This window comes from Candidatus Phytoplasma gossypii (assembly GCF_030586975.1).
Lineage (GTDB): Bacteria > Bacillota_I > Bacilli_A > Acholeplasmatales > Acholeplasmataceae > Phytoplasma > Phytoplasma citri.
In genome coordinates, this window is the sequence record NZ_JAOSIT010000003.1 from 1 (window position 1) to 23,318 (window position 23,318).

The following is a 23,318-nucleotide window of genomic DNA, read 5'->3' on the forward strand; positions in this document are numbered from 1 at the left end:
CCTTGAGCCTAGCACTGCTAGTTTTAACCCTAAGAAGGTGCTTTTAGGGAGATCAAAGTTACTACATAATTCTACGGGAAGTGTTAGGAGCAGTTTACCATCATTAAAGTTAAAAATATCTGTAGAAGCTTGATTAATTTAGATGGAAAAGTGTAGAAAGGGGTCAACTAATTTAACCTAATTGATAATTTACATAATGCATTAACAAAACATCATATATCCTTCCTAATCCTGGTCACAATATCTTACCAAAATGTTTTAATTAAACCACTCTACTTAACCGCTTAGGGACTTGCACCTTTTCCTTGACTTCTGGTCTGGCGTCGACTTGTTGACTAGATATTTCGTCTCATCTCGCTTGCGTGCTTTTGCTGTTATCAACTTTTCTTTCGAACTAGTTGATCAAGCCCACCTTGTGGTGTTTACGTGACCTCTAGAGAGATTATCACTCTAGGCTATGCGTTAAATAGCAGAATTATGAGCATCTTTTGCGCCCGTTAATACTTAAAGCAAATTTAAAATTCAAAGTTTCATTATAATAAATATAATATATTTTAAAAAAATAATTAGCCACACTTTTGTTTTCGTGTTGGAAAATTAAATTAATTTCTTTATTTTTGCTTAAAATAAATTTTTTTTTCATCATAATAATTTTTTAAATTTGATTAATTAAAATATTATAAAAAATAAAAATTTTAATTTTATTCATAATACTAAACTGTTAATTGATAACGTCCTTTAGATCTTCTATTAGATAAAAGACGGCGACCACTAGAATTAGACATTCGTTTTAAAAAACCATGTGTTCTTTTTCGTTTAATTTTACTAGGTTGATAAGTTCTTTTCATTTTTCTTAATATCTTTTCCTTTGGAATATTTTAAATTTAATCAATAACTAAAATAAAACAATAAAAACTATTAATATTAGTTAAATTTCTAACGATGGAGGTTTGCCATTTGTCTGCGCTAGTATCTTTAAACAACTAGATTCGGCGATGTAGTTCGAGTACGTTAGTTGACTTAAATTCCTTGTTATACAAAAATATGAGATAATGCCTTGAATCATTAATAAGGAGTTGATAATTGTTCTAGCATTTTTAGGATAATTCTATCTCGCATTAAAGGTCTGTTTTTATCCCTTCCTTTCGGAAGATACACTCTTTTAACCGGATTCGAGTTGTCTTGATTACGAACGTATTTTTGGTGATCCTTATTTAATTGGATTAAATTAATATCACTTATGTTTCTCTGATCAATTCTGGGTGTTTCTACTCCTTAGTTGATAGCAACCAAATTAAATGTGGAGGGTAATGTGGAGGGTGTATTCGATAATTTTAAAGATTAATCGCGAATCTTATTCATGGTCCGTGGAAGCTTAACTCAAAATCATTCCTAGCTTCTGCGGTTGTAATAATAAACAATAAATTACTTTCTTCTTTCGCCCTATAAGAGTCATTAACTCTCTTCTCGGTAAGCCGATTAACTAAATTATTCCAAATTTAGGTTTACGCTTACGACTACTAAGAAGATTCTTTATCCTTGACTATCCAGGCTTTTATTTCTGGATTAGTAAATTTAATTACTTCGTTTTAGGATTCTCCAAGTTACGCTAAATTTCAACCTTAATTCCTTAGGAGAAGTATCCTCTTTAGCGAGGCTGATTCCAGGTTTTCTTTTCCGATAAACTACTCCGTACTTCTGATATATACTAGTAGACTCTGGACTGTCCGTCTAAGCAACTTCCGAACAGATTTGGTTATTACATCAATTTTCCTTCTTAGACCATTGCAGGTTTCTCCATAGAATTATTTGGTGGCAGCGTCTTCTTGACTAATTTGCTTTTGTCGCAACCCGCTTTTATGATCTGCTATAATCTGACATTCTTTCGTCTGCCAGAACGACCATCTCCTTTCAGAGTTTATCGGCCCCAGCTATTGGTTAGATAGCAGGAAATTTAGACCTCTTAGGAGAGCTCATTTAAATTATAAATATTTTTAGTTTAATCCATTATTAATAATTTTAACTAAATAAAATTTCTTGAACCTGTTTTTGATCTAATTTTTCTATTAATAAAGTTAATAAATTAATAGTGTGAATTATATCTTGTTGATGAACAATAGACGCATGAGAGTGTATATAACGAGTAGGTACCGAAATTACTAACGCTGCGGCACCTATATGACGCGTATGCATAGCAGCAGCATCTGTAGTTCCGCCTTCTGGAGCAGCTTCTTGAAAAGGAATATTATTATTTCGAGCCACTTTTAATACAAATTCTCTTAAAGCTGTATGAGCAACTAATCCATGATCATAACAAGATATTTGCGGTCCTTTTCCTAAATAACTAATCGATGAATTTTGATTACCAGGAACATCATTAGCAACGCACACGTCTACCGCTATAGCAATATCAGGTTTGACCTTATTAGCGCTAGTAATAGCCCCTCTTAAACCAACTTCTTCTTGAACTGTAAAAGCACCTATAAATTGATTAGGATTATTTTGTAATTTGTGTAATACTTCAATAACAATTAACACTCCCACACGATTATCTATCGCTTTAGCCAATATAAAATTTTCATCCCCTAAAGTCCGAAATTCTAAATAAGGAGTAATCATATTTCCAATAGTCACTCCTAATTGTTGAGCTGCTTCCTTGGTGGAAACACCTATATCTAAAAACAAATTTTTCATATTAGGAGCTTGATTACGTTCGTTTGAGCTCAAAGAATGAGGAGGTTTAGCACCAGTAATACCCCAAATAATACCTTTATTAGTATGAATCTGCCAAAGTTGAGCTAACATAACTGTCGGTAACCAGCCGCCTATAGTTTGAAATTTAACAAAACCATTGTCTGTTATTTCGGTTACCATTAAACCAATTTCATCCATATGACCAGCCAACATAATTTTTGGACCATTTTGCCCTTTATAAGCTATTAAACTACCTAAATTATCATATTCTATTTTATTTACTGAAGAAATAATATTATTTTTAACATAACTTGTAATCTGTTTTTCTTGACCAGAAATACCATTTAACATAGTTAATTCTTTAATTTTAATTAATAAATCAGACATTTTTTGATGCGATCTCCTTTTTCAAAAAAAAATATTTTTTTGATTATTTCACAGTTATTTTATTATAATTAGAAATTTGATTAATCACAATAAATAGATAGAATAAAGATAAACAACCAAACAAAACAGAAAAAATTCTTAAAATTATATAAGAAAAATCAATATTTTTTCCTAATAAAAAACAACTTGTCCCAAAAGTTACTAAATAACCGTTAAAACTCCAAATATTCATTTTATTATTTTTCCATCCACACAAATGCAAAGAAATAAAACAATGAATCATTAAAATATAACTAATAATATTGCTTAAATTTAACAATTTTTTTACAAAAACATTAGTTATTAAAAAAGATAAAAACAAACTACCAGAAATAAGCGATAATAAACATGTTTCTATTAAAAAGAAAAACTTTTTTAATCCTGAATTTTTTTTAAAATTTACAAATACAAAATAATAATTAAATAATAATAATAAAATTCCTAATAAAATATCAATTATTCGGACGCCTTTTATAGAAAAATATTGAGGTTCAAAGCATGTTACGGCACTTAATAAAAATAAAATAGTTATTAAAATATTTAAAATAATTTTCTGAAAAGTTATTTTTTTAATTTCATACATATTTGTTGAACCTCTCTAAAAAAATCTATAATAAAATTAGATTTTATTTACAATGTTTCCAGTAACAAATCAATTAATTCCGCTTTTTTCAACTTAGACACTTTATTAATGTTATTTTTTTTTGCTAATTGACGCAAAGTTAATAAATTCATTTTTTGTAAAGATGATAAGTTTATTGTAAATTCATTATCTGCGAAAATATCTAAATTTTTAGATTTTAAATCACCAATATTATCAGTTACAGGGACAATAGTATCTTGAAAATCTTGTTTAATATTTTGCGAATTTAAATCAGATTTCAAAATATCTGTCGAATCTAATGTAGATTTAGAAATATTTTTTGTTAATTTATTTTGCTTAAAATCAAGCAAACTTTTTTGAGATAATTCGATATAAAATTTAAACATTTCAGGTTTATTAATAATTAAATTAGATAAAATTTTACGATTTAAATCAACACCAGCTAATTTTAAACCATATATAAAAGAGGAATAATTCATACCATTTTCTGAACATCCAGCATTAATACGACGGATCCATAAAGAACGCCAATCTCTTTTATTTCTTTTACGACCAACATAAGCATATTGCCAAGAACGCATTACTTGTTCATGAGCAGTTTTATAAATAGTGCTTTTAGAACCTACATAACCCTTAGCTAATTTTAATATTTTCTTACGACGTCTACGTCGAGCTGGGACTAAATTGACTTTAACCATGACTCTTCTTCTTTCTTTAGATTTATATCAATTTACTAAATTAAATTTTTAATACGTTTTAAATCTGAAGAATCTACATAAGTAAATCCTCTTAATTGTCTATTTTGTTTAGTAGTTTTGGAACCAGCTAAATGATTTTTAAAAGCATGTTTGCGTAACCATTTACCAGTTTTAGTAATTTTGATACGTTTTTTTAAACCTTTATGTGTTTTTTTTTTCAAAATCAATTACCATTATTTCTTTCTATTTTTTTAAAGCAAAAAACTAAATGTATAACAACATATTCAAAATAAACTAATAATTAAAATTAATTAGACTTTAAAGGAACTAACAAAGAATTGATTTGATTTCCTTCTATTTTAGGAGGAATATCTACCTTCGAGACTAAATTTAAAGCTGATATAATTTTCTTAAAAATATCGCTACCAATACTAGGATTTGTAGCCATTCTGCCTGGCAAAAGCATATTAATTTTTACCTTATGTCCGCTTTTCAGAAAATCTTCAGCTTTTTTAATTTTAATATATAAATCATTATCTTGAATACGAGGACTTACACAAATAGTTTTAATATTTATTTGATTATGCTGTTTTTTGCGATTTTGTTTAATTTTTTTTTGTTGTTCGTAATAAAATTTGGAATAATTAACTAAACGCACTACTTTAGGATTGGAATGAGCATTAATTAAAACAAAATCTTCATTTTGCTGTCCAGCTATCTCAAATATTTGTTCTTTTTGAAAAATTCCTAATTGTTTTCCTTGATTATTGATAACCAAATATTCTCCGGAAGGAACTTTTTCGTTATATAAAAAACTAATTTTTAAATTTTCTTTTTTATTTTTTTTATGTTTAATAATGTGAATAACTCCTTTTTTTACACTATATTTATAATTTTAGCAAAAAACTTAAAATTATTTAAAATAAACTTAATTATTATATATTAATAAAATTGAAATATATATCATCTCTTTCAACGAAAAAATCATTTTTGCTATTATTAATAAATAATTAACTCTTCTAAGAACTAAAAAATACAAATCTTATATTTTTCCAATAAATTATTTAATTACCTTGTTAACTTGAATATAGGTAAAATTATAAAATTTACAAATAGATAATTAAATAATAAAACAAAAAATTCTTATTAATAAGACAATTTTACTCATTATTAATTTTAAATTTTCATTTTTAAATTTATTATGATTTATTTTAATTAAATTAAAATTTAAATTAATGACCAAAAATAAACTTAAAATACTTTTATAAATTTAAAAAATTTAAATCAATTAAATCAAAAATCAATTTATTAACTTAAATATCAAAATAATAATTTTTATAATTTAAATATTTAAATGATAAAAATTTTAATATGATTAAAAATATAAAAAAAGACTATACACTAGTCTTCTTTCATAATTAAATAACTTTAATTAATTCGGTAAAATTTCAATAATTTTTCCTGAACCAATAGTTTTACCACCTTCACGGAAAGCAAAAGAAGTACCTACTTCTAACGCAACAGGTTTAATTAAATCAACTTCAATAGTCGCATTATCACCTGGCATCGCTACAGCAACATCATTAGGCAAAGTAATAACCCCTGTAACATTAGCAGTTCTAAAGAAAAATTGAGGTCTATAATTAGTTCTGAATGATTTTTTACGACCACCTTCTTCTTCGGTTAAAATATAAACTTCTGCTTTAAATTTAGAATATACCTTTAAAGAATTCGGTTTCACTATTACTTGACCTTTTTTAATATCACTATGTTTAATACCACGCAATAAAATAGCAGCATTATCTCCTGCTTGAATTTGGGTTTTAGATTTTTTAAAAATTTCCAAACCAATTGCGACAGTAGAAGTATCTTTATCTAAACCAAGAATTTGGACTTCTTCACCTAAAGTTAATTTACCTCTTTCTACTCTACCAGAAGCAGTTGTTCCACGACCTGTAATAGAATATATATCTTCAATAGGCATCAAAAAAGGTTTATCAATATCACGAATAGGCAAAGGTAATTTATCCAATTCTGCTACTAAATCTGCAATTTTAGATAAATAACTTTGATCACCATCTAAAGCTTTTAAAGCAGATCCTTGAATAATAGGAATTTCTGATCCATTATAACCATTTTTAGTTAAAATTTCACGTATTTCATGTTCTACTAAAGGTATTAAATCAGGAATAGCTTTATCGCATTTATTTAAAAAAACTATTAAATTAGGAACTCCTACATGTTTAGCTAATAAAATATGTTCGCGAGTTTGAGGTTGAGCACCATCAGCAGCCGAAACTACCAAAATAGCTGCATCCATTTGAGCTGCTCCAGTAATCATATTTTTAATATAATCCTTATGACCAGGACAATCAATATGAGCATAATTACGAGTGTCACTTTCATATTCTAAATGATGAGCATTAATAGTAATACCACGCTCTTGTTCTTCAACAGTTTTATCTAAAGTTTTAATATCTTTACGAAATTTAGCTAAATTTTTTGCAGCTAAATAATTATTAATAGCCAAACTTAAAGTACTTTTTCCGTGATCTACATGACCAAGAGTTCCTACGTTTAAATGAGGTTTAATTATTTGTGATTCTTCTTTAATATTTATTTTTTCTTTTGACATTTTTTTCTCCATTTAATATTTTTATACTAAAATAATTAATTAAATTATTTATAATAACCGAAATATTAATAAATAATACGGATAGATTAATTGCTTTTTATTCAGCGATTTGTATTTGCTGTTTTATTTACAATCAGCCCAAGTCCAAACGGTGCGAGCAAGTTTCCCAGTACAACACTTTCCCTAATTTACTCTCTTGCGAGAACTAATTTCCCCTAACGGTTAATTAGCTATTTATTCTTATTGTTCTTATTCTTTTGATATTATGTATTTGTTGATTGGTTATCTTTTGATGACAATCTTCACACAATACCTTTGTTCTTTTATTCATGATCCTTTAGTGATTCGCGTTGCGAACTGTCCCAATGTGATGAATTTGCAGTTGGGTTGTTTTGTCGCAGTTCTCACAACGTTCCTCCTTCAGAAGATAGGTTAGATTCGTACGACCATGGAATATGTATTTGTTGATGATAATATCAGGATTTTACTTATAGTTACCCATTTTTTTAATTCTATCCCAAGAGTAGTTAACCCATGATTCATATTGGGTTTTTCCTTTATTAATTTAAATGAGATAAAACACCTAGATTGTTAGCTAAACAAAAGTATCGGATAATTCCTCGGGCAATTGTTTTATAGGTCCGAATTATTTCTAATTTGTCTCTATCCACTAATGTTTCGTCATGTTTCACCTTTCCCTTTATTAACCGATTGTATTCATATCTATATTCTTCGGCTTTCACTTTAGGAACTCGGCTTTGGACATTGCCGTTTAAGGAATTCCATGTGGTTTTAATACTACGAGTTTTAGATTACTTCAATTTCCTTCTTAGGCCATTTCAGGTTTCTCCATAAAATTATTCGTTGGCAGAGTCATCTTGGCTAATTCGCTTTCGTCGCAATCCGCTTTTATGGTTTGCTGCAATTAGGAATTCTTTCGTTTGTCGGACCGACCATATCTTTTCAGGGTTTATCAGCCCTGGCTCCTGGATATTGGTTAAATATCGCGAAATTTAGGCATCTTTTAGCGCCCATGTTATATCTATAAAGTTATATCTATAAATTTTATTTATTACGTGATTCAATAATTTTATTAGCGATATGGTCAGGAGCTTTTTCATATTTAAAAAATTCCATAGAAAAATTAGCTCTTCCTTGAGTATTAGAGCGCAAACTACTTGAATATTTAAACATTTCTGCTAAAGGAACAAAAGCCTGAATTTTCATAACCATACCTATGTTTTCTTGATTCTCTAAACGACCTCTACGCGAAATTAAATCTCCGATAACATTACCAATATATTCATGAGGAGTAATTAATTCTAATTTCATAATAGGTTCTAAAATAACAACTAATTTGCTATTACGTAATTTTCGCAAAGCTGCTGCTGCAGCAGATTTAAAAGCAAATTCCGAAGAATCCACTTCATGAAAAGCACCACTAAATAAAATTGCTTTAATATCAGTTAAAGGATAACCAGCGATTATACCACTAGATAAAGATTCTTGTAAACCTTTAGATACGGCTGGAATATAGTTTTGCGGGATAGCACCGTATTTAACATTATTAACAAATTCAAAACCTTTTCCAGGATTAGGTTCAAATAAAATTTGCACATAACCATACTGGCCGCGACCTCCTGTTTGATGTTTACATTCTCCATCAACTTCTATAGAACTAATTAAAGTTTCTCGATAAGCAACTTGAGGTTCTGACACTTTTACTTGAATTTGAAATTCTCTTTTTAAACGTTCCATGAGAACATCCAAATGTAAATCACCCATTCCAGCAGCAATCATTTGTTTCGACTCTGGATCTACAGTAAATTTAAAAGTCGGATCTTCTTGAGTAAAACTAAACAAAGCAGAACTAATTTTGTCCTGTTCTTTGGAAAAAACAGGTTCTACTGCAACTTGTAAAACTGGTTCAGGAAAACTCATTTTTTCTAACAAAATAAAATCATTTTCATATGTCAAAGTGTCGCCTGTAATAGTATTTTTTAAACCAATTACGGCTACAATATCACCAGCATAAGCTTCTTTAATATCTTGTCGAGAATTAGCATGCATTAATAATAAACGTGAAGCGCGTTCTGTAATATTTTTATTATTATTTTGCACATAAGAACCAGATTTTAAACAACCTGAATAAATACGTATAAAGGTTAAACGTCCAAAAGAATCTGTCATAACTTTAAAAGCTAATGCGATAAAAGATTCTTTAAAATTAATTTTACGAACAATAGGTTGTTCATTTTTATCATAACCATTAATGTTGGGCAAATCTAAAGGTGAAGGCAAAAAATCTACTAAAGCATTTAATAAAGGAAAAATACCTTTATTTTTTAAAGCTGAACCACATAAAACTGGAAAAAAATTCACTTCTAAAGTAGCTTGGCGAAGTGCTTTTTTAATGAGAGTAGTAGAAATAGGCTTATTTTCCAAAAGATTATTTAATAATTCGTCATTTAAAGAAGCTAGTTTATCTATTAATATTTGTCTTTTGGAATTAACAAGTTCTTTTAGTTCTTCAGGAATAGGAATTAATTGATTTTCTCGATCAGGACTAGAAGAATATTCCCAAGCTTGCATTTCTATTAAATCAACAAAACCACGAAAATTATTTTCTACACCGATAGGCCATTGGATGGCATAAGCAAAAACATTTAATCTTTTTTCTAAACTAGCGATAGCATTTTCAAAATTAGCCCCTAATTTATCAATTTTATTAACAAACACAATTCGAGGAACTTTATAATAAGTTGCTTGACGCCAAACTGTTTCTGTTTGCGGTTCTACTCCGGCTTGAGCATCTATAACTACTACACCACCATCCAAAACACGTAAAGAACGATTAACTTCTGAAGAAAAATCAATATGTCCTGGAGTATCAATAATATTAATTTTACAATTATTCCAAAAAACAGTAGTAGCAGCTGATGTAATTGTAATTCCTCTTTCTTTTTCTTGGTCCATCCAATCCATTTGCGCTAAACCTTCATGAGTTTCTTTAGCTATACGAATTTTTCCGGTATAAAATAAAATTCTTTCAGTAGTAGTAGTTTTTCCTGCATCGATGTGAGCCATAATACCAATATTACGTATTTTACTTAATTCTAATTCAATTCCCATATTGTCTCCTTTAAGTTGAAAATATTAAAAACAGTGATTTTACCAACGATAATGAGCAAAACTTCTATTAGCTTCAGACATACGATGAATTTCCTCGCGTTTTTTAACTGCTAATCCTGTTCCAGAAGCGGCAGAAATAATTTCTTGAGCAAGTTTTTCTTGCATACTTTTTTCATTACGTTTGCGTGCTCCCATAATTAACCATTTCAAACCTAAAGAATAGCGTCTTTCTACTGAAACTTCTAAAGGAACTTGATACTTTTGACTCCCAATAGTGCGTGTGCGTAGTTCTACTAAAGGCATAATATGATTAAAGGCCTCATTCAAAACTTCAATGGGTTCTTTTTTTGTTAAAACTTTAACTTGAGATAAACAATTATATACTATAGAACAAGCAACATCTTTTTTTCCATCTTTCATCAATTTATTAATAACTCTAGTTACTAAAACAGAATTATAAATAGGATCTAAAAGTAATGTTCTTTTTTTAAAACTTTTTTTACGAGACATAAGTTTATACACCTTAATTTATTTACATTTTAATAAATTCTTATTTTTTTGCACCATATCGAGAACGACCTTGTTTTCGATTAGCTACTCCAGCAGTATCAAGAACTCCTCGAATAACTTGATAACGAACTCCAGGTAAATCTTTAACACGACCACCTCGTATTAACACAAGACTATGTTCTTGTAAATTATGACCTATACCAGGAATATAAGCTGTCACTTCTTGACGATTTGACAAACGAATTCTAGCTACCTTTCTTAAAGCAGAATTAGGCTTTTTAGGAGTAGTAGTATATACTTTCAAACAAACTCCAGATTTTTGAGGAGAATTAATATTTTTAAATTTCTTTTTTAAAATATTAAAACGAACAGATAAAGCTGGTGATTTGGTTTTAGTATTTTTTTTTACTCTTCGTTTTCTGATTAACTGAGAAATAGTAGGCATATTTAAATAATAAAACCTTTCTTTGTTATTTTTGGTAATTAGAAATATAAGACGACCTAAATTTTATCTTTTTTTTGAATAAAAGTCAATATAAACTTCATGTCGTTAAAACAAGATTATTTAAAAAACTTAACAATAACAACTAGCTCCAAAATAAAAAATATATATTCAAATTTAATTTATGAATTATGATTAACAATTATTTATTAAAAATTATTTATTTTTGTCTTCTTCTGTTAACGGATATTCGAATAAAGAATGATTTAAAATTCCAGTTCCGGCAGGTATTAAACCACCTAAAATAACATTCTCTTTTAAACCTAATAAAAAATCTTTTTGACCTTTAATTGTAGCATCAATTAAAATTTTAGTAGTTTCTTGAAAAGATGCTGCAGATAGTAAAGAATCGCTTTTTAAAGAAGATCTTGTAATACCCAAAACTATAGGACGTCCAGCTACTAATTTTTTATTTTGTTGAATTAATTGCATATTTATTCTTTTAAATTCTTTAATAGAAACTTCGGATCCTGGTAATAAATTACTATCCCCTTCAGAAATAACTAAAATTTGTTTAAACATTTGGCGAATAATAATTTCGATATGTTTATCACTAATGTAAACGCTTTGAGATTGATATACTTGCTGTACTTCTTCCAAAATATATTTTTGGGTAGTTACTACAGAACTAATACGCAATAATTCCCTTAAATCTATTGAGCCAGAAGTTAAACGTTGTCCAGCTTTTATAGCCGTGCCATCATTAACTAAAATATCTACATTAGAATCTACAGTATAAATATATTCTTGTTGAGGATTAATTGCCGAAACTATAACAATATCTGATGAATAAAGATTACTAGATTTAATTTCTTTAATTACACCATCATATTCGCTTATTAAAGCTTTACCTTTAGGCTTACGAGCTTCAAATAATTCTTGAATACGTGGCAATCCTTGAGTAATATCAGAAACCGATAAAACCCCTCCTGTGTGAAATGTTCTCATAGTTAACTGAGTACCAGGCTCACCAATAGATTGGGCAGCAATAATACCAACAGCTTCTCCGATCTCAACTGCTTTATTAGTGGCTAAATTTAAACCATAACATTTAGCGCAAATACCATAATCAGAATTACATGTTAAAACACTTCTAATTTTCACAGATAAAAATCCAATTTTTACAATATTTTCGGCTATTTCACGAGTAATCAATTCACCAAAATTAACTATAACTTGATTATTTAAAGGATCTACAATACTTTGCGCTATATAACGACCAAATAAACGTTGTTGTAACGAAATAATTTCTTTACCATCTTGCTCTAAAGAAGTTACATAAACACCTTTATCACTACCGCAATCATTTAACATAATAATCACATCTTGAGCCACATCAACTAAACGACGAGTTAAATATCCTGATTCAGCTGTTTTTAAAGCTGTATCAGTAGAAACCTTTCTGGCTCCATGCGTCGAAATAAAAAATTCATGTACATTTAAACCTTCTTTAAAAGAAGATTTAACAGGAATTTCTAATTGATTATTAGTAGGACTATGCATTAAACCTCTCATACCAGATAATTGCGCAAAATTAGAAACATTACCACGAGCACCACTATCACTTATCATAAATAAATGATTATCTTGATTAAATTCTTGCATCAAACCTTCTTGGATAACATTACGAACATTTTTCCATTCTTGAATAATTAAACTTTTTTTTTCGCTAGTGGTTAAAAATCCTTTATCGTGCCATTGCTCAATTTCTATAATTTTATTTTCTACTTGAGCTATTAATTCATCTTTTTTAGAATAAACATTAATATCTGCGTGAGAAATAGTTACACCTGACATAGTTGAATATTTAAAACCTAAATTTTTAATATCATCTAACATTTTAGATGTTTCCGAAATATTACTTCTTTTAAAAACACGATCAATTATAAGCGATAAAAAACGTTTTTTAAAAGGTTCTGGAATAGGAATATTATTCAAATATTCATTCAAATGAACACCTTTAGGTATAAAATAAACATCTGGTGTTTTTATTTCTAAATTAAATATGGTAGGTTCTTGCAAATAAGGAAAATCATTAGGCAAAATACTATTAAAAATCAATTTACCTAATGTAGTAACTAAATATTTATTTTTTTGATTATCATCAAAATAAGAAGAAATATTAGAAACACGTACTAAAATACGAGTATGTAAAGCTATTTGTTTATTATAAAAAGCTAATTCAGCTTCTTGTAAATCATTAAAAACTTTACCTTCATTGCGATGTTTATAACGATGTTGTTCATTTCTGCTATCAGAATTATAACCTTTTATAATACGTTTGCGTGTTTCTTCGATAGTTAAATAATAATTTCCCAAAACCATATCTTGAGAAGGAGATAAAACTGGACTACCATTTTTAGGATCCAATATATTATAAGAAGATAACATTAATAAACGAGCTTCAGCTTGAGCTTCTACAGAAAGGGGAACATAAACAGCCATTTGATCTCCATCAAAATCTGCATTAAAAGCTAAAGTAACTAAAGGATGTAATCTAATAGCTTTACCATCAATTAATTTAACTTGAAAACCTTGCAATCCTTGGCGATGCAAAGTAGGCGCTCTATTTAATAAAACAGGATGTTCTTGAACAACTTCTTCTAATAATTTCCACACATGTTCGTTCATTTTTTCGTATAAAATATTAGCACTTTTTTTATCAATACCTTTAGATTCTTGTAATTTATTTAATACAAAGGGTTTAAACAAAACAATAGCCATTTGCCGAGGAATACCACATTGATGTAATTTTAAATCAGGTCCTACGATAATAACAGAACGACCAGAATAATCTACCCTTTTTCCTAATAAATTTTGACGAAAACGTCCTTGTTTACCTCTTAACATTTCTGATAAAGATTTTAAAGGTTTATTGCGTTCAATATTAGAAGTGCTTTTTTTACTAGATTTAGCATTATCAAATAAAGCATCTACAGCTTCTTGTAACATTCTTTTTTCATTTTTAATAATTAATCTAGGAGCATTTTGTTTTAATTGTCTTTTTAAACGATTATTACGATTTAAAATTCTGCGATATAAATCATTAATATCAGCAGAAGCAAAACGTACACCTTGTTCTAAAGCAACTATAGGTCTTAAACTAGGAGGAATGACATTAATAGCTTCTAAAACAATCCATTCCGGTTTATTATCGGACTGATAAAAAGATTCCATTAATTCTAATCTTTTAACAATCAAATCTCTTTTTTGCTTAGATGCTTGTTTTAATTCTAACCTTAATGACTGAATAGTTTCTTCCATATTCAATTCTTTTAACATAGTTTTAACAGCTTCAGCACCAGTTAAAGCGACAAAATTATTATCACAACGTTCTAAATATTGACCATATTCTAACTCAGATATAATACTATATTTAGTTAAATCACTATTACCAGGATTAATCACTATATATGATACATAATAAACAATTTCTGCCAATTCTTTAGCTTTCATTCCTAATAAAATAGCTAAACGACTAGGTAAGCTATTCAAAAACCATGTGTGAACTACAGGAGCAGCTAAATCAATATGACCCATTCTTTCCCGCCTAACTAATTGTTCTGTAATTTCTACACCACATTTAGAACAAATTTGACCTTTTTTTAAAGTTTGTTTTTTAGAACATATACATTGCAAATCCTGAACAGGACCAAAAATAATGGGGCAAAATAAGCCTCCTTTTTCCGGTTTAGCTGTACGATAATTAATAGTTTCATAATTTACAACTTCACCATAAGATTTTTGACGAATTTCATGAGGCGAAGATAAACGAATCTTAAAATAATCATATTCTCGATTGCTATTATTTGCAAAAATGGCCTTATCAATTATCCATGAAGATGCAGATTCATTTTCATTATTCTCATTTTTCAAAACGATATCTTCTATATCCGCAACAGAATTATCAATTTTCTGATTAAAATTATCTTTCGAACCATTATATAAATTTAAAATATTCATTACAAGATTCTGATGAGAATGATTATAACTAAATAACTTAAGCAAAACATCTTTATCAGTTGCCAATAAAGAGAAACAATTGAAAATATTATTTTGACATAAAATATCTAAAACCTCTTGATTTAAATTTAAATTATTTAAAGATTCAGGAAGACCATATTTTTTTAAAATAACTATAAATTCTCGAAAAGATTCTTCGTTTAATAAAGAAACTAATTCATTTAAATGATAATTATTAATATCATTTAAACTATTAATACCTATAGATTTTAAATTTTTTAAAGTTCTTTTAGTTAAAGTAAAATCTTCAATTTTCATATTTAACATAATTGGGGTTACTTCTTGTTCTCCTTATTATTCGAAACTAAAGAACGATTAATTTGATTATCTTTAGTATCAGCTTTAATTAATTCTACATGCAATCCTAACGCTTGCAACTCTTTAGTAAAAACTCTAAAACTTTCCGGAATAGAAGGTTTAGGAAAACGTAAACCATTAACTATAGCATGATACAATTGATTGCGTCCTATAATATCATCACTTTTCAAAGTTAAAATTTCTTGTAAAGTATGAGCAGCTCCATAAGCCAATAAACTCCAAGTTTCCATTTCGCCAATTCTTTGACCACCTAAAAAATTACGACCACTACCAGGTTGTTGTAAAATTAGAGTATAAGTTCCAACATTTCTAGCATGTATTTTATCTTCAACCATATGGGATAATTTTAACATATACAAAATACCCACAGATATAGGATTATCATATGGTTCACCTGTTCTACCATCGTATAAAATCATTTTTCCATCAAAAGGCAAATTAGCTTCTTGCATAATATTTTTTAAATCTTCATTATCGGCTCCATCTAAAACCAGAGTAGCTACCTTAATATTTAATTTATACGCAGCCATTCCTAAATGCATTTCTAGAATTTGTCCAATATTCATCCGACTAGGCACACCTAAAGGATTTAAAATAACATCTACAGGAGTTCCATCCGACATATAAGGCATATCTACTTTAGAAGCAATACAAGAAATTACTCCTTTATTACCATGCCTTCCAGCTATTTTATCGCCTTCTCGGATTTTTCTTTTTTTAGCTATATAAACTTTAATAATTTCATTAACACCAGGAGCAGAAATAAAATCACCTTTTTTAACAGAAAAATACTGAACACTCTGAACAATTCCACTTTCGCCACAAGGTACTTTCAAAGAAACATCTTTATAATCGCGAGATTTTTCTCCAATAATTGTTTGAATTAATTTTTCATAGGGATTATTTTCTAAAGAACTTTGAGGAATAATAACAATTTTGCCAACTAAATAATCACCTTCATTAACTTCAGAACCCGGAATAATAATACCTCGAGAATCTAAATTTTTAATAGCCTCAGCACTAACATTCGGTATTTCTCGAGTTATTTCTTCTCTTCCTGCGCCCTTCTTTAATTCCCTAACTTGAATTTCATATTTACTAATATGAACAGAAGTAAAAATATCTTCTTGTACTAAACGTTCTGATAAAATCACAGCATCTTCATAATTATAACCATCCCAAGTCATAAAAGCTACTGTAACATTTTTACCTAAAGCTAATTCGCCTTGATGAGTAGAAGAACCGTCAGCAATAATATCTCCTTTATGAACATTTTCATTTAATTTAACAATAGGTTTTTGCAAAATTAAAGTATCTTGATTAGATTTATCAAAAGTAGATAAAATATAACTCTTTTGTTCTCCATGGTTATTCTCAATAATAATTTTTTTAGCATCTACATAAACTACAATACCATCATCTTCAGCAATAACAACGCAACCTGAATCTTTTACTATTCTATGTTCAATACCAGTAGCTACAATAGGAGCTTCAGAAATTAACAAAGGTAAAGCTTGTCGTTGCATATTAGCACCCATTAATGCTCTAGAAGCATCATTATGTTCTAAAAAAGGAATAGATGCTGTAGCTACAGATACAATTTGTTTCGGAGAAACATCTATATAATCAATTTGATCAACATTATATAAACTAATTTCTCCATTTCGTCTAGCTATTACTTTTGTTTGTTTAAAACTAAAATCATCATTTAAACAAGACGAAGATGTGGCAATGATACGGTTTTCTTCTTGAATAGAAGTTAAATATTCATATTGATGGGATACTACTGATTTACCATTTTCATGAATTACTTTAAAAAAAGGAGTCTCAATAAAACCATATCGATCTACTTGAGCATAAGTAGCTAAAGAACAAATTAATCCAATGGATGGTCCTTCGGGAGTTTCAATAGGACATAATCTACCGTAATAAGAATCGTTAACATCTCTCAACTCTACACCTGCTCGATCACGATCAATACCTCCACTGCCTAAAGCGGAAATTCTACGTTTTTGAGTAATAATAGCTAAAGGATTAATTTGATCCATAAAATGAGATAAACGTGAACTACAAAAAAAAGTTTTAATAGCCATAGAAAGAGAAGAAAAATTAAACAATCCTCCTGGCGTAATAGATTCGAATTTACTAATAGACATACGATCTTTAATATTTTTTTTAGTTCTATTCAAACCTACGCGTAATTGATTTTTTAAAAGTTCTCCAATCAATCTTAATCTTCTATTACCTAAATGATCGATATCATCAATAGTTCCGATATTATGATAAAGATTTAAATAATAACTAATAGATGCTATTATATCAGATAAAACAATATTTTCAGCATCTTCAGATTGATCGTTACCTATAATTTTAATAAAATGCTTATTGTTTTTATTATCCACAACATAAACTTCTAAACTTTCATTGAAAACTTTTTGCCGATCTTTAACAACTTTATGAACATATTCTTTATTAGCGAAATATTTCATAATTTTATCATCAATATTATATTTATGAGTTTCTAATAAAATCTTCAAAACATTATCATCTAAAAGTGTATCAGCCTTAATTAATACTTGTCCTGTTTGAAAGTGTAAAATATCTTCTTTAATATATATTTGATCATTATTTATATTTTTTCTATAAGTAAATAAATTATTATCATGATTTTGATTTTGCAAATGAAAATCTGAATTAACCAATTCTACACGAAATTTATCTCTATGTAATGATAATTTTTTAATAACTTCATAATTTAAAAAAGTTCCAGCTGAAAATAAAATTTTATTATTGGTTAAATCTTTAATATCTTGAGCTAAAAAAGTATTTTCGGCTCTATTTAAAACATCTAATTTTCGATTTAACTTATATCGTCCTACTAAAGATAAATCATATTTATCTTTATCAAACAAACGATTACGAATAAATTCTCTTGCCGCATTAGTAGGGACTCTTTCTCCTTGATGCAATTTAGAATAAAGCTCAACAATAGCATCATTACAATTAGAATCATTATCTTTATTAAAACTTAAATCTAATAAAGAATTTATGCCGAAAACTTTTTCGATTTCTTCCTGAGTATCAAAACCTAAAGCATGAATAAATTTTGTTAAAGGTATTTTTTTGGAACGATCCAACTTAGCATATAAAAAATCTTTATTATTTTGCTCAAACTCTATCCAAGCACCTCTAGTAGGAATAATTTGAGCAGTAAAACGATTTTTATTAATTTTATTATCTAATTTAGAAGTAAAATAAGCTCCTGCTGAACGAACTATTTGCGAAACTACAACTCTTTCTGTACCATTAATTATAAAAGTTCCCGCAACAGTCATTAAAGGCAAATCTGTCATTAATATACGAGCTTTTTTAGTTTGTTGAGTAATAACATTTTCCAATGTTACATTTAAAAATAATTCCGCACTATAAGTAAACCCCCTTTTTCTAGACTCTTCAGCATTAAATTTAGGTTCTTCTAAAAAAAAATCATTAAAATGTAACTTTAAATCACCATTATAACTCTCAATAGGAAAAATACTTTTTAATGATGTTTTAATACCATAATTTAAAAATTCTTGAAATGATTTGGTTTGAATTTCAATTAAATTTGGCAAATCCAAATCATATTTCATCTTAGAATAATTTCGTCGTTCCACCTTGTTGCCATATTTTACATTACAATATTTTTTCATTTTTTTATTCAGAACTCCCAATAAATATCAACATAAATTGAATTTAAAATTAAAAAATATAAATTCTTAATAAGCGACACATCAAAAACAAACTCGATAACAATAAAGATAATAAAAAACCTAAGATACCTATTTTAGTTCTCAGGTTTAATAAATATTTAGTTTATCAAAAAAATTTTATTTTTGTTGTCGCCTAAAACTATATTTTTTGCAACCAATTTATAAAATATTTTTTTATTCAATTTTCACTTGAGCTCCTAAATTTTCTATTTGTTTTTTGATTTCTTCAGCTTGTTCTTTATTTACATTTTCTTTAATTAATAAATTAGCATTTTCAGCTTGACATGCCGATATTAATTCACCAATGCTAAAACCAAAATTTTTAACTAAATATTGAATAACCGCAGTGCGAGATTGACCCACAGAAGTCATAATAATTTTAAATTCTGTTTGCTCATTTTTTTCTTTATTAACATCTTCAGTAGCGCTACTTGCATTAGCAACATTTTCCATTTCAATACCAAAAGAATCTTGAATTTTAGTTACTAATTCTTGTAATTCTTTAACTTTCATATCACCTAAAAATTGAATAATTTGCTCTATTTTATTATTTTCTGCCATTGTTAATCTCCTATTTATAATTCTTTTGTTTATTTTAACAAATACTTAAAAATGTCTATATAATATTAAAAAATTTTAATCATTATTAATTCCTATTTGTTGTTTTTTCTCTATTAATAATTTTAAAACACTAATTATATTTTTAACAGGCACTAAAACGCTAAATAACAACATAGATAACAATGCTGCTTTAGATGGTATTTGCGCCAATTTAACCATTTGTTCCGGAGAACAAATTTCATTTTCTACAATCCCAAAATTAATTTTTAAAAATTCATTCATTTTAGAAAATTTGTATAAAGCATTTAAAGAAGAAAAAATATCCGAAGAATTAGATAAAGTCCAAAATAAAGCCTTGGGATTCTTAAATTCGGTTAATTCACCATATTTTGACTTAGTTAAAGCTCTTTTAATGATATTATTAGGTACTACTTGAAACTTACATGAAACTAATTTTCGTAATTGACAGCGTAAATTAGTTAAATCAATCACTTTTAATCCTTTAAATTCTAATAAAACAACTAAATTAGAATTATCAATATTTTGAGATAAATAATCAACATAATTACTTTTCTCTTTAATAGTAGATTTTAACATAAATTGTTGTTTCCTTTTTTAAACAATATAAATTTATCGATTATAATATAATTACAAAAAATCTTTTATAACAAAAGAAAATTAAAAAAATAATTTAAATAATTATTTTAAATTTTATCTAATCGATAAAAGATCAACTTTAATACCCGGAGACATAGTAGAAGAGATAGTTATATTTTTAATAAATTCACCTTTTACTGTTTTAGGTTTTATAGAAATTAAATGATTATATAAAAAAACCAAATTGCCTGTTAATTGTTCTCTATTAAACGACAATTTACCTAGCACCGAATGAAGATTACCAAATTTATCTGTTTTATATTCCATTCTACCTTTTCGGATATCCTTTAGAATCGGTTCTACATCCTCTGTCATAGTGCCTAACTTAGGATTAGGCATTAACCCTTTAGGCCCTAAAAGTTTTCCTAACTTTGTCAAGGAAGGCATAAAACTAGAAACAGATATCAAAACATCAAAATCTGTCCAACCATTAGAGATTTTTTGAATTAATTCTTGATCACCAACAAAATCTGCACCTAATTCTTTAGCTTTCTGAGCTTGTTCTCCTTGAGCGATCACAACAATACAAAATTTTTTACCCAAACCATAAGGTAAAACAACAGAACCACGTATATGTTGTTCTAACTTTTTATGTTCAACATTTAAAACAAAAACGCATTCAGCAGTTTCATCAAATTTTGCAGTTTTGATATTATACAATAATTCAACAGCATCATGCATTTTATAAATTTGATTAAAGTCTATTTTTTTACTAATTGATAAATATCTTTTATTTCTTGTCATAAATTTTAATCCTTTTATACTATAAAAATATGCCTTTCTTTTTTTATCGATAAAAAATAATAAATTATTATTTTTCTACAATAATCCCCATATTAATAGCGGTTCCTTCTATAATTTTAGAAGCTTGTTCAATGGAATAAGCATTTAAATCTGGCATTTTTAATTTTGCTATTTCTATGATTTGATCATACTTAATAGTAGCTACTTTATTTTTGATTGAATCAGACGAACCTTTCGAAATATTAGCAGCTTTTTTTAATAAATCACTTGTAATCGGAGTTTTCACAATAAATTTAAAACTTTTATCATCAAAAACTGTAATTTCTACTGGTAAAGTAAAACCTAATTTATCTTTAGTAGCTTCATTAAACTGAGAACAAAATGAAGGAATATTCACTTGAGCTTGTCCTAAAACAGGTCCTATAGGAGGAGCAGGATTAGCTTTGCCAGCTAAAATTTGTAATTTAATATTTTTAACAATTTTTTTCGCCATTATAACTTATTTAATACCAACCTTTTTTATTTCTAAAAATGTTTAACATTTTCTCAATAATTTAAAAAACTATTTTATTAATAACAAATAACAAAATATTATTTTCAAAACGAAAATCCAATTAATTAAATATTTTAACAATTAAAATATCCAAAATATTCATAGTATTATAACATATTTAATCATACTAATTAAATTTCTTAACTAATTTAAAACATTATTTTTATATTTAATTTATTTCTTTAAAAGAAGAAAAAGAAATTTCTATAGGTGTTGCTCTACCAAATAACTCGATTTCGACCATCATTTTATCTTTTTCATAATCTACTAAAGAAACTCTACCTACTTGACCAACAAAAGAACCGTTTATAATTTGAACTCGCTTATTAATTAAATGATCATAATTTGGTTTAGACATAATCCCCATTTTTAATAATATAGGATTAATTTCGCTTTCAGTCAAAGGTATAGGTTTAGAACCTTTTTCTTTTTTAATAGTGCCTAAAAATCCAGTTACTTTAGGAATATTACGAACTATAAACCAAGATTGGTTTGTCATAATCATTTTAATAAAAATATAACCAATATAAATTTTTTTCTCTATTTCTTTTTTAGTGCCATCAACTTTAATTTTAATATGTTTTTCAGTAGGACAAATAACTTCATGAATCAAATTTGATATCCCAATACCGCTATTAGCTATCTTTAATAAGTCTTGTTGAACAACTTTTTCATAACCTGATTGAGTTTGCAAAATATACCATTGAGATTTCAAAAGACTATTATCCTCATCAGTTACATCATTATCAATTATTTTATTATTTTTAATTTTTGATTGCATTCTAAACACCTAAATATATTTTCATTAATAATTTTTAAAATTTCATCATTTAATGAATTAAATTCATCATAAAATTAATTTTAATTCAAATTTTTTTAAGTAAAGATATCATATAAACATCATAAAAATATTGAAATAAATTTAAAATCAAAATTAAAACAACAGTAAATACAAAAACCTGAATAATTTGCTTAATAATTTGGATTTTTGTCGGAAAACTTACCAAACGAAGATCAAAAAAAATATTCCGTACAAAAGGAAAAATACTAATTAAAAAAAAAACACTAGATAGCAATAATAAACAAATACTCCAATGATCAGGAAATTGATGAAAACAATTGCAACAAACTCCCAAAAAAATCATAGATAAAATAACACAAAAAATATTAATTACACTGTATTCTTCCCGCAAAACTTGCATTAAAGGAATTGTTGGTTTTTCTTCGATTTTTTTATATACCACAGTTATCTCCTTTATATTTACAGATAATTTTATTCATCTAGTTTCTTCGTGAATAATATGTTTTTTGCAACAACAACAATATTTTTTTAAAACTAATTTTTGATTACGATTATGTATCTTAACGCGATAATTACGATTTAAACAATTTTGACATATTAAAATATTACTTTTAACCATTATTCTTATATTTTCACAATTTCGATAACCTTATAAATTTTAATAACTTACTAAAGATAAATAAAATATATTATAGTATAAATCTTTT

The 23,318-nt window shown here is 27.3% G+C and carries 22 protein-coding genes; all 22 read right to left on the bottom strand.

Features of this window, described 5'->3' with window-relative positions:
• Positions 1–475: 475 nt before the first annotated feature.
• The 22 genes from OC698_RS00330 to rpmG all read right to left on the bottom strand — a co-directional run bounded on the left by OC698_RS00330 (position 476) and on the right by rpmG (position 23,230).
• Complete coding sequence (locus OC698_RS00330; protein ID WP_304512773.1) at positions 476–646, bottom strand: hypothetical protein; 171 nt, start codon at positions 644–646, stop codon at positions 476–478.
• A gap of 67 nt (positions 647–713) precedes the next feature.
• Positions 714–848, bottom strand: coding sequence for a 50S ribosomal protein L34 (gene rpmH, locus OC698_RS00335; RefSeq protein ID WP_078122845.1), 135 nt, complete (start codon positions 846–848; stop codon positions 714–716).
• A gap of 80 nt (positions 849–928) precedes the next feature.
• Entirely contained in the window at positions 929–1,084 is a 156-nt protein-coding gene (locus OC698_RS03285; protein WP_420887774.1) for a hypothetical protein, read from the bottom strand.
• A gap of 935 nt (positions 1,085–2,019) precedes the next feature.
• Positions 2,020–3,081, bottom strand: coding sequence for a M42 family metallopeptidase (locus tag OC698_RS00340; protein ID WP_304512774.1), 1,062 nt, complete (start codon positions 3,079–3,081; stop codon positions 2,020–2,022).
• A gap of 43 nt (positions 3,082–3,124) precedes the next feature.
• Complete coding sequence (locus tag OC698_RS00345) at positions 3,125–3,703, bottom strand: hypothetical protein (protein WP_304512775.1); 579 nt, start codon at positions 3,701–3,703, stop codon at positions 3,125–3,127.
• Between the two features lie 47 nt (positions 3,704–3,750).
• Complete coding sequence (gene rplT / locus OC698_RS00350; RefSeq protein ID WP_304512776.1) at positions 3,751–4,422, bottom strand: 50S ribosomal protein L20; 672 nt, start codon at positions 4,420–4,422, stop codon at positions 3,751–3,753.
• Between the two features lie 35 nt (positions 4,423–4,457).
• Positions 4,458–4,646 carry a 50S ribosomal protein L35 gene (gene rpmI, locus OC698_RS00355; protein ID WP_193621937.1) on the bottom strand — a complete coding sequence of 63 codons (189 nt, stop codon included), beginning with the start codon at positions 4,644–4,646 and terminating at the stop codon, positions 4,458–4,460.
• Between the two features lie 83 nt (positions 4,647–4,729).
• Positions 4,730–5,287, bottom strand: a complete 558-nt coding sequence (gene infC / locus OC698_RS00360; protein ID WP_320411978.1) for a translation initiation factor IF-3 — start codon at positions 5,285–5,287, stop codon at positions 4,730–4,732.
• Positions 5,288–5,854: 567 nt separating this feature from the next.
• Entirely contained in the window at positions 5,855–7,057 is a 1,203-nt protein-coding gene (tuf, locus tag OC698_RS00365; RefSeq protein WP_304512777.1) for an elongation factor Tu, read from the bottom strand.
• 560 nt (positions 7,058–7,617) lie between these two features.
• Positions 7,618–7,800, bottom strand: coding sequence for a group II intron reverse transcriptase/maturase (locus tag OC698_RS00370; RefSeq protein ID WP_304512778.1), 183 nt, complete (start codon positions 7,798–7,800; stop codon positions 7,618–7,620).
• A 322-nt stretch (positions 7,801–8,122) separates the two neighbouring features.
• Positions 8,123–10,189, bottom strand: a complete 2,067-nt coding sequence (gene fusA, locus OC698_RS00375) for an elongation factor G (protein ID WP_304512779.1) — start codon at positions 10,187–10,189, stop codon at positions 8,123–8,125.
• A gap of 39 nt (positions 10,190–10,228) precedes the next feature.
• Positions 10,229–10,699 carry a 30S ribosomal protein S7 gene (gene rpsG, locus OC698_RS00380; RefSeq protein ID WP_304512780.1) on the bottom strand — a complete coding sequence of 157 codons (471 nt, stop codon included), beginning with the start codon at positions 10,697–10,699 and terminating at the stop codon, positions 10,229–10,231.
• Between the two features lie 40 nt (positions 10,700–10,739).
• Positions 10,740–11,144 (bottom strand): 30S ribosomal protein S12, encoded by a 405-nt coding sequence (gene rpsL / locus OC698_RS00385; protein ID WP_304512781.1) that lies wholly within the window; start codon positions 11,142–11,144, stop codon positions 10,740–10,742.
• A 213-nt stretch (positions 11,145–11,357) separates the two neighbouring features.
• Positions 11,358–15,491 carry a DNA-directed RNA polymerase subunit beta' gene (rpoC, locus tag OC698_RS00390; protein ID WP_304512782.1) on the bottom strand — a complete coding sequence of 1,378 codons (4,134 nt, stop codon included), beginning with the start codon at positions 15,489–15,491 and terminating at the stop codon, positions 11,358–11,360.
• An 8-nt stretch (positions 15,492–15,499) separates the two neighbouring features.
• Positions 15,500–19,234 (bottom strand): DNA-directed RNA polymerase subunit beta, encoded by a 3,735-nt coding sequence (rpoB, locus tag OC698_RS00395; protein ID WP_304512783.1) that lies wholly within the window; start codon positions 19,232–19,234, stop codon positions 15,500–15,502.
• A 234-nt stretch (positions 19,235–19,468) separates the two neighbouring features.
• The gene (locus OC698_RS00400; RefSeq protein WP_304512784.1) at positions 19,469–19,855 is read right to left on the bottom strand and encodes a ribosomal protein bL12; all 387 of its coding nucleotides are present in this window, start codon (positions 19,853–19,855) and stop codon (positions 19,469–19,471) included.
• Positions 19,856–19,930: 75 nt separating this feature from the next.
• Positions 19,931–20,452 carry a 50S ribosomal protein L10 gene (gene rplJ / locus OC698_RS00405; RefSeq protein ID WP_304512785.1) on the bottom strand — a complete coding sequence of 174 codons (522 nt, stop codon included), beginning with the start codon at positions 20,450–20,452 and terminating at the stop codon, positions 19,931–19,933.
• A gap of 114 nt (positions 20,453–20,566) precedes the next feature.
• Positions 20,567–21,256 carry a 50S ribosomal protein L1 gene (gene rplA, locus OC698_RS00410; protein WP_304512786.1) on the bottom strand — a complete coding sequence of 230 codons (690 nt, stop codon included), beginning with the start codon at positions 21,254–21,256 and terminating at the stop codon, positions 20,567–20,569.
• Between the two features lie 67 nt (positions 21,257–21,323).
• Positions 21,324–21,749: a 50S ribosomal protein L11 gene (gene rplK, locus OC698_RS00415; RefSeq protein WP_193621921.1), complete on the bottom strand. Its 426-nt coding sequence runs from the start codon at positions 21,747–21,749 to the stop codon at positions 21,324–21,326.
• A 229-nt stretch (positions 21,750–21,978) separates the two neighbouring features.
• Positions 21,979–22,590, bottom strand: a complete 612-nt coding sequence (gene nusG, locus OC698_RS00420; RefSeq protein ID WP_304512787.1) for a transcription termination/antitermination protein NusG — start codon at positions 22,588–22,590, stop codon at positions 21,979–21,981.
• Between the two features lie 85 nt (positions 22,591–22,675).
• Positions 22,676–23,053 (bottom strand): hypothetical protein, encoded by a 378-nt coding sequence (locus OC698_RS00425; protein WP_304512788.1) that lies wholly within the window; start codon positions 23,051–23,053, stop codon positions 22,676–22,678.
• Positions 23,054–23,086: 33 nt separating this feature from the next.
• Positions 23,087–23,230, bottom strand: coding sequence for a 50S ribosomal protein L33 (rpmG, locus tag OC698_RS00430; protein WP_304512789.1), 144 nt, complete (start codon positions 23,228–23,230; stop codon positions 23,087–23,089).
• Between the last annotated feature and the right edge of the window lie 88 nt (positions 23,231–23,318).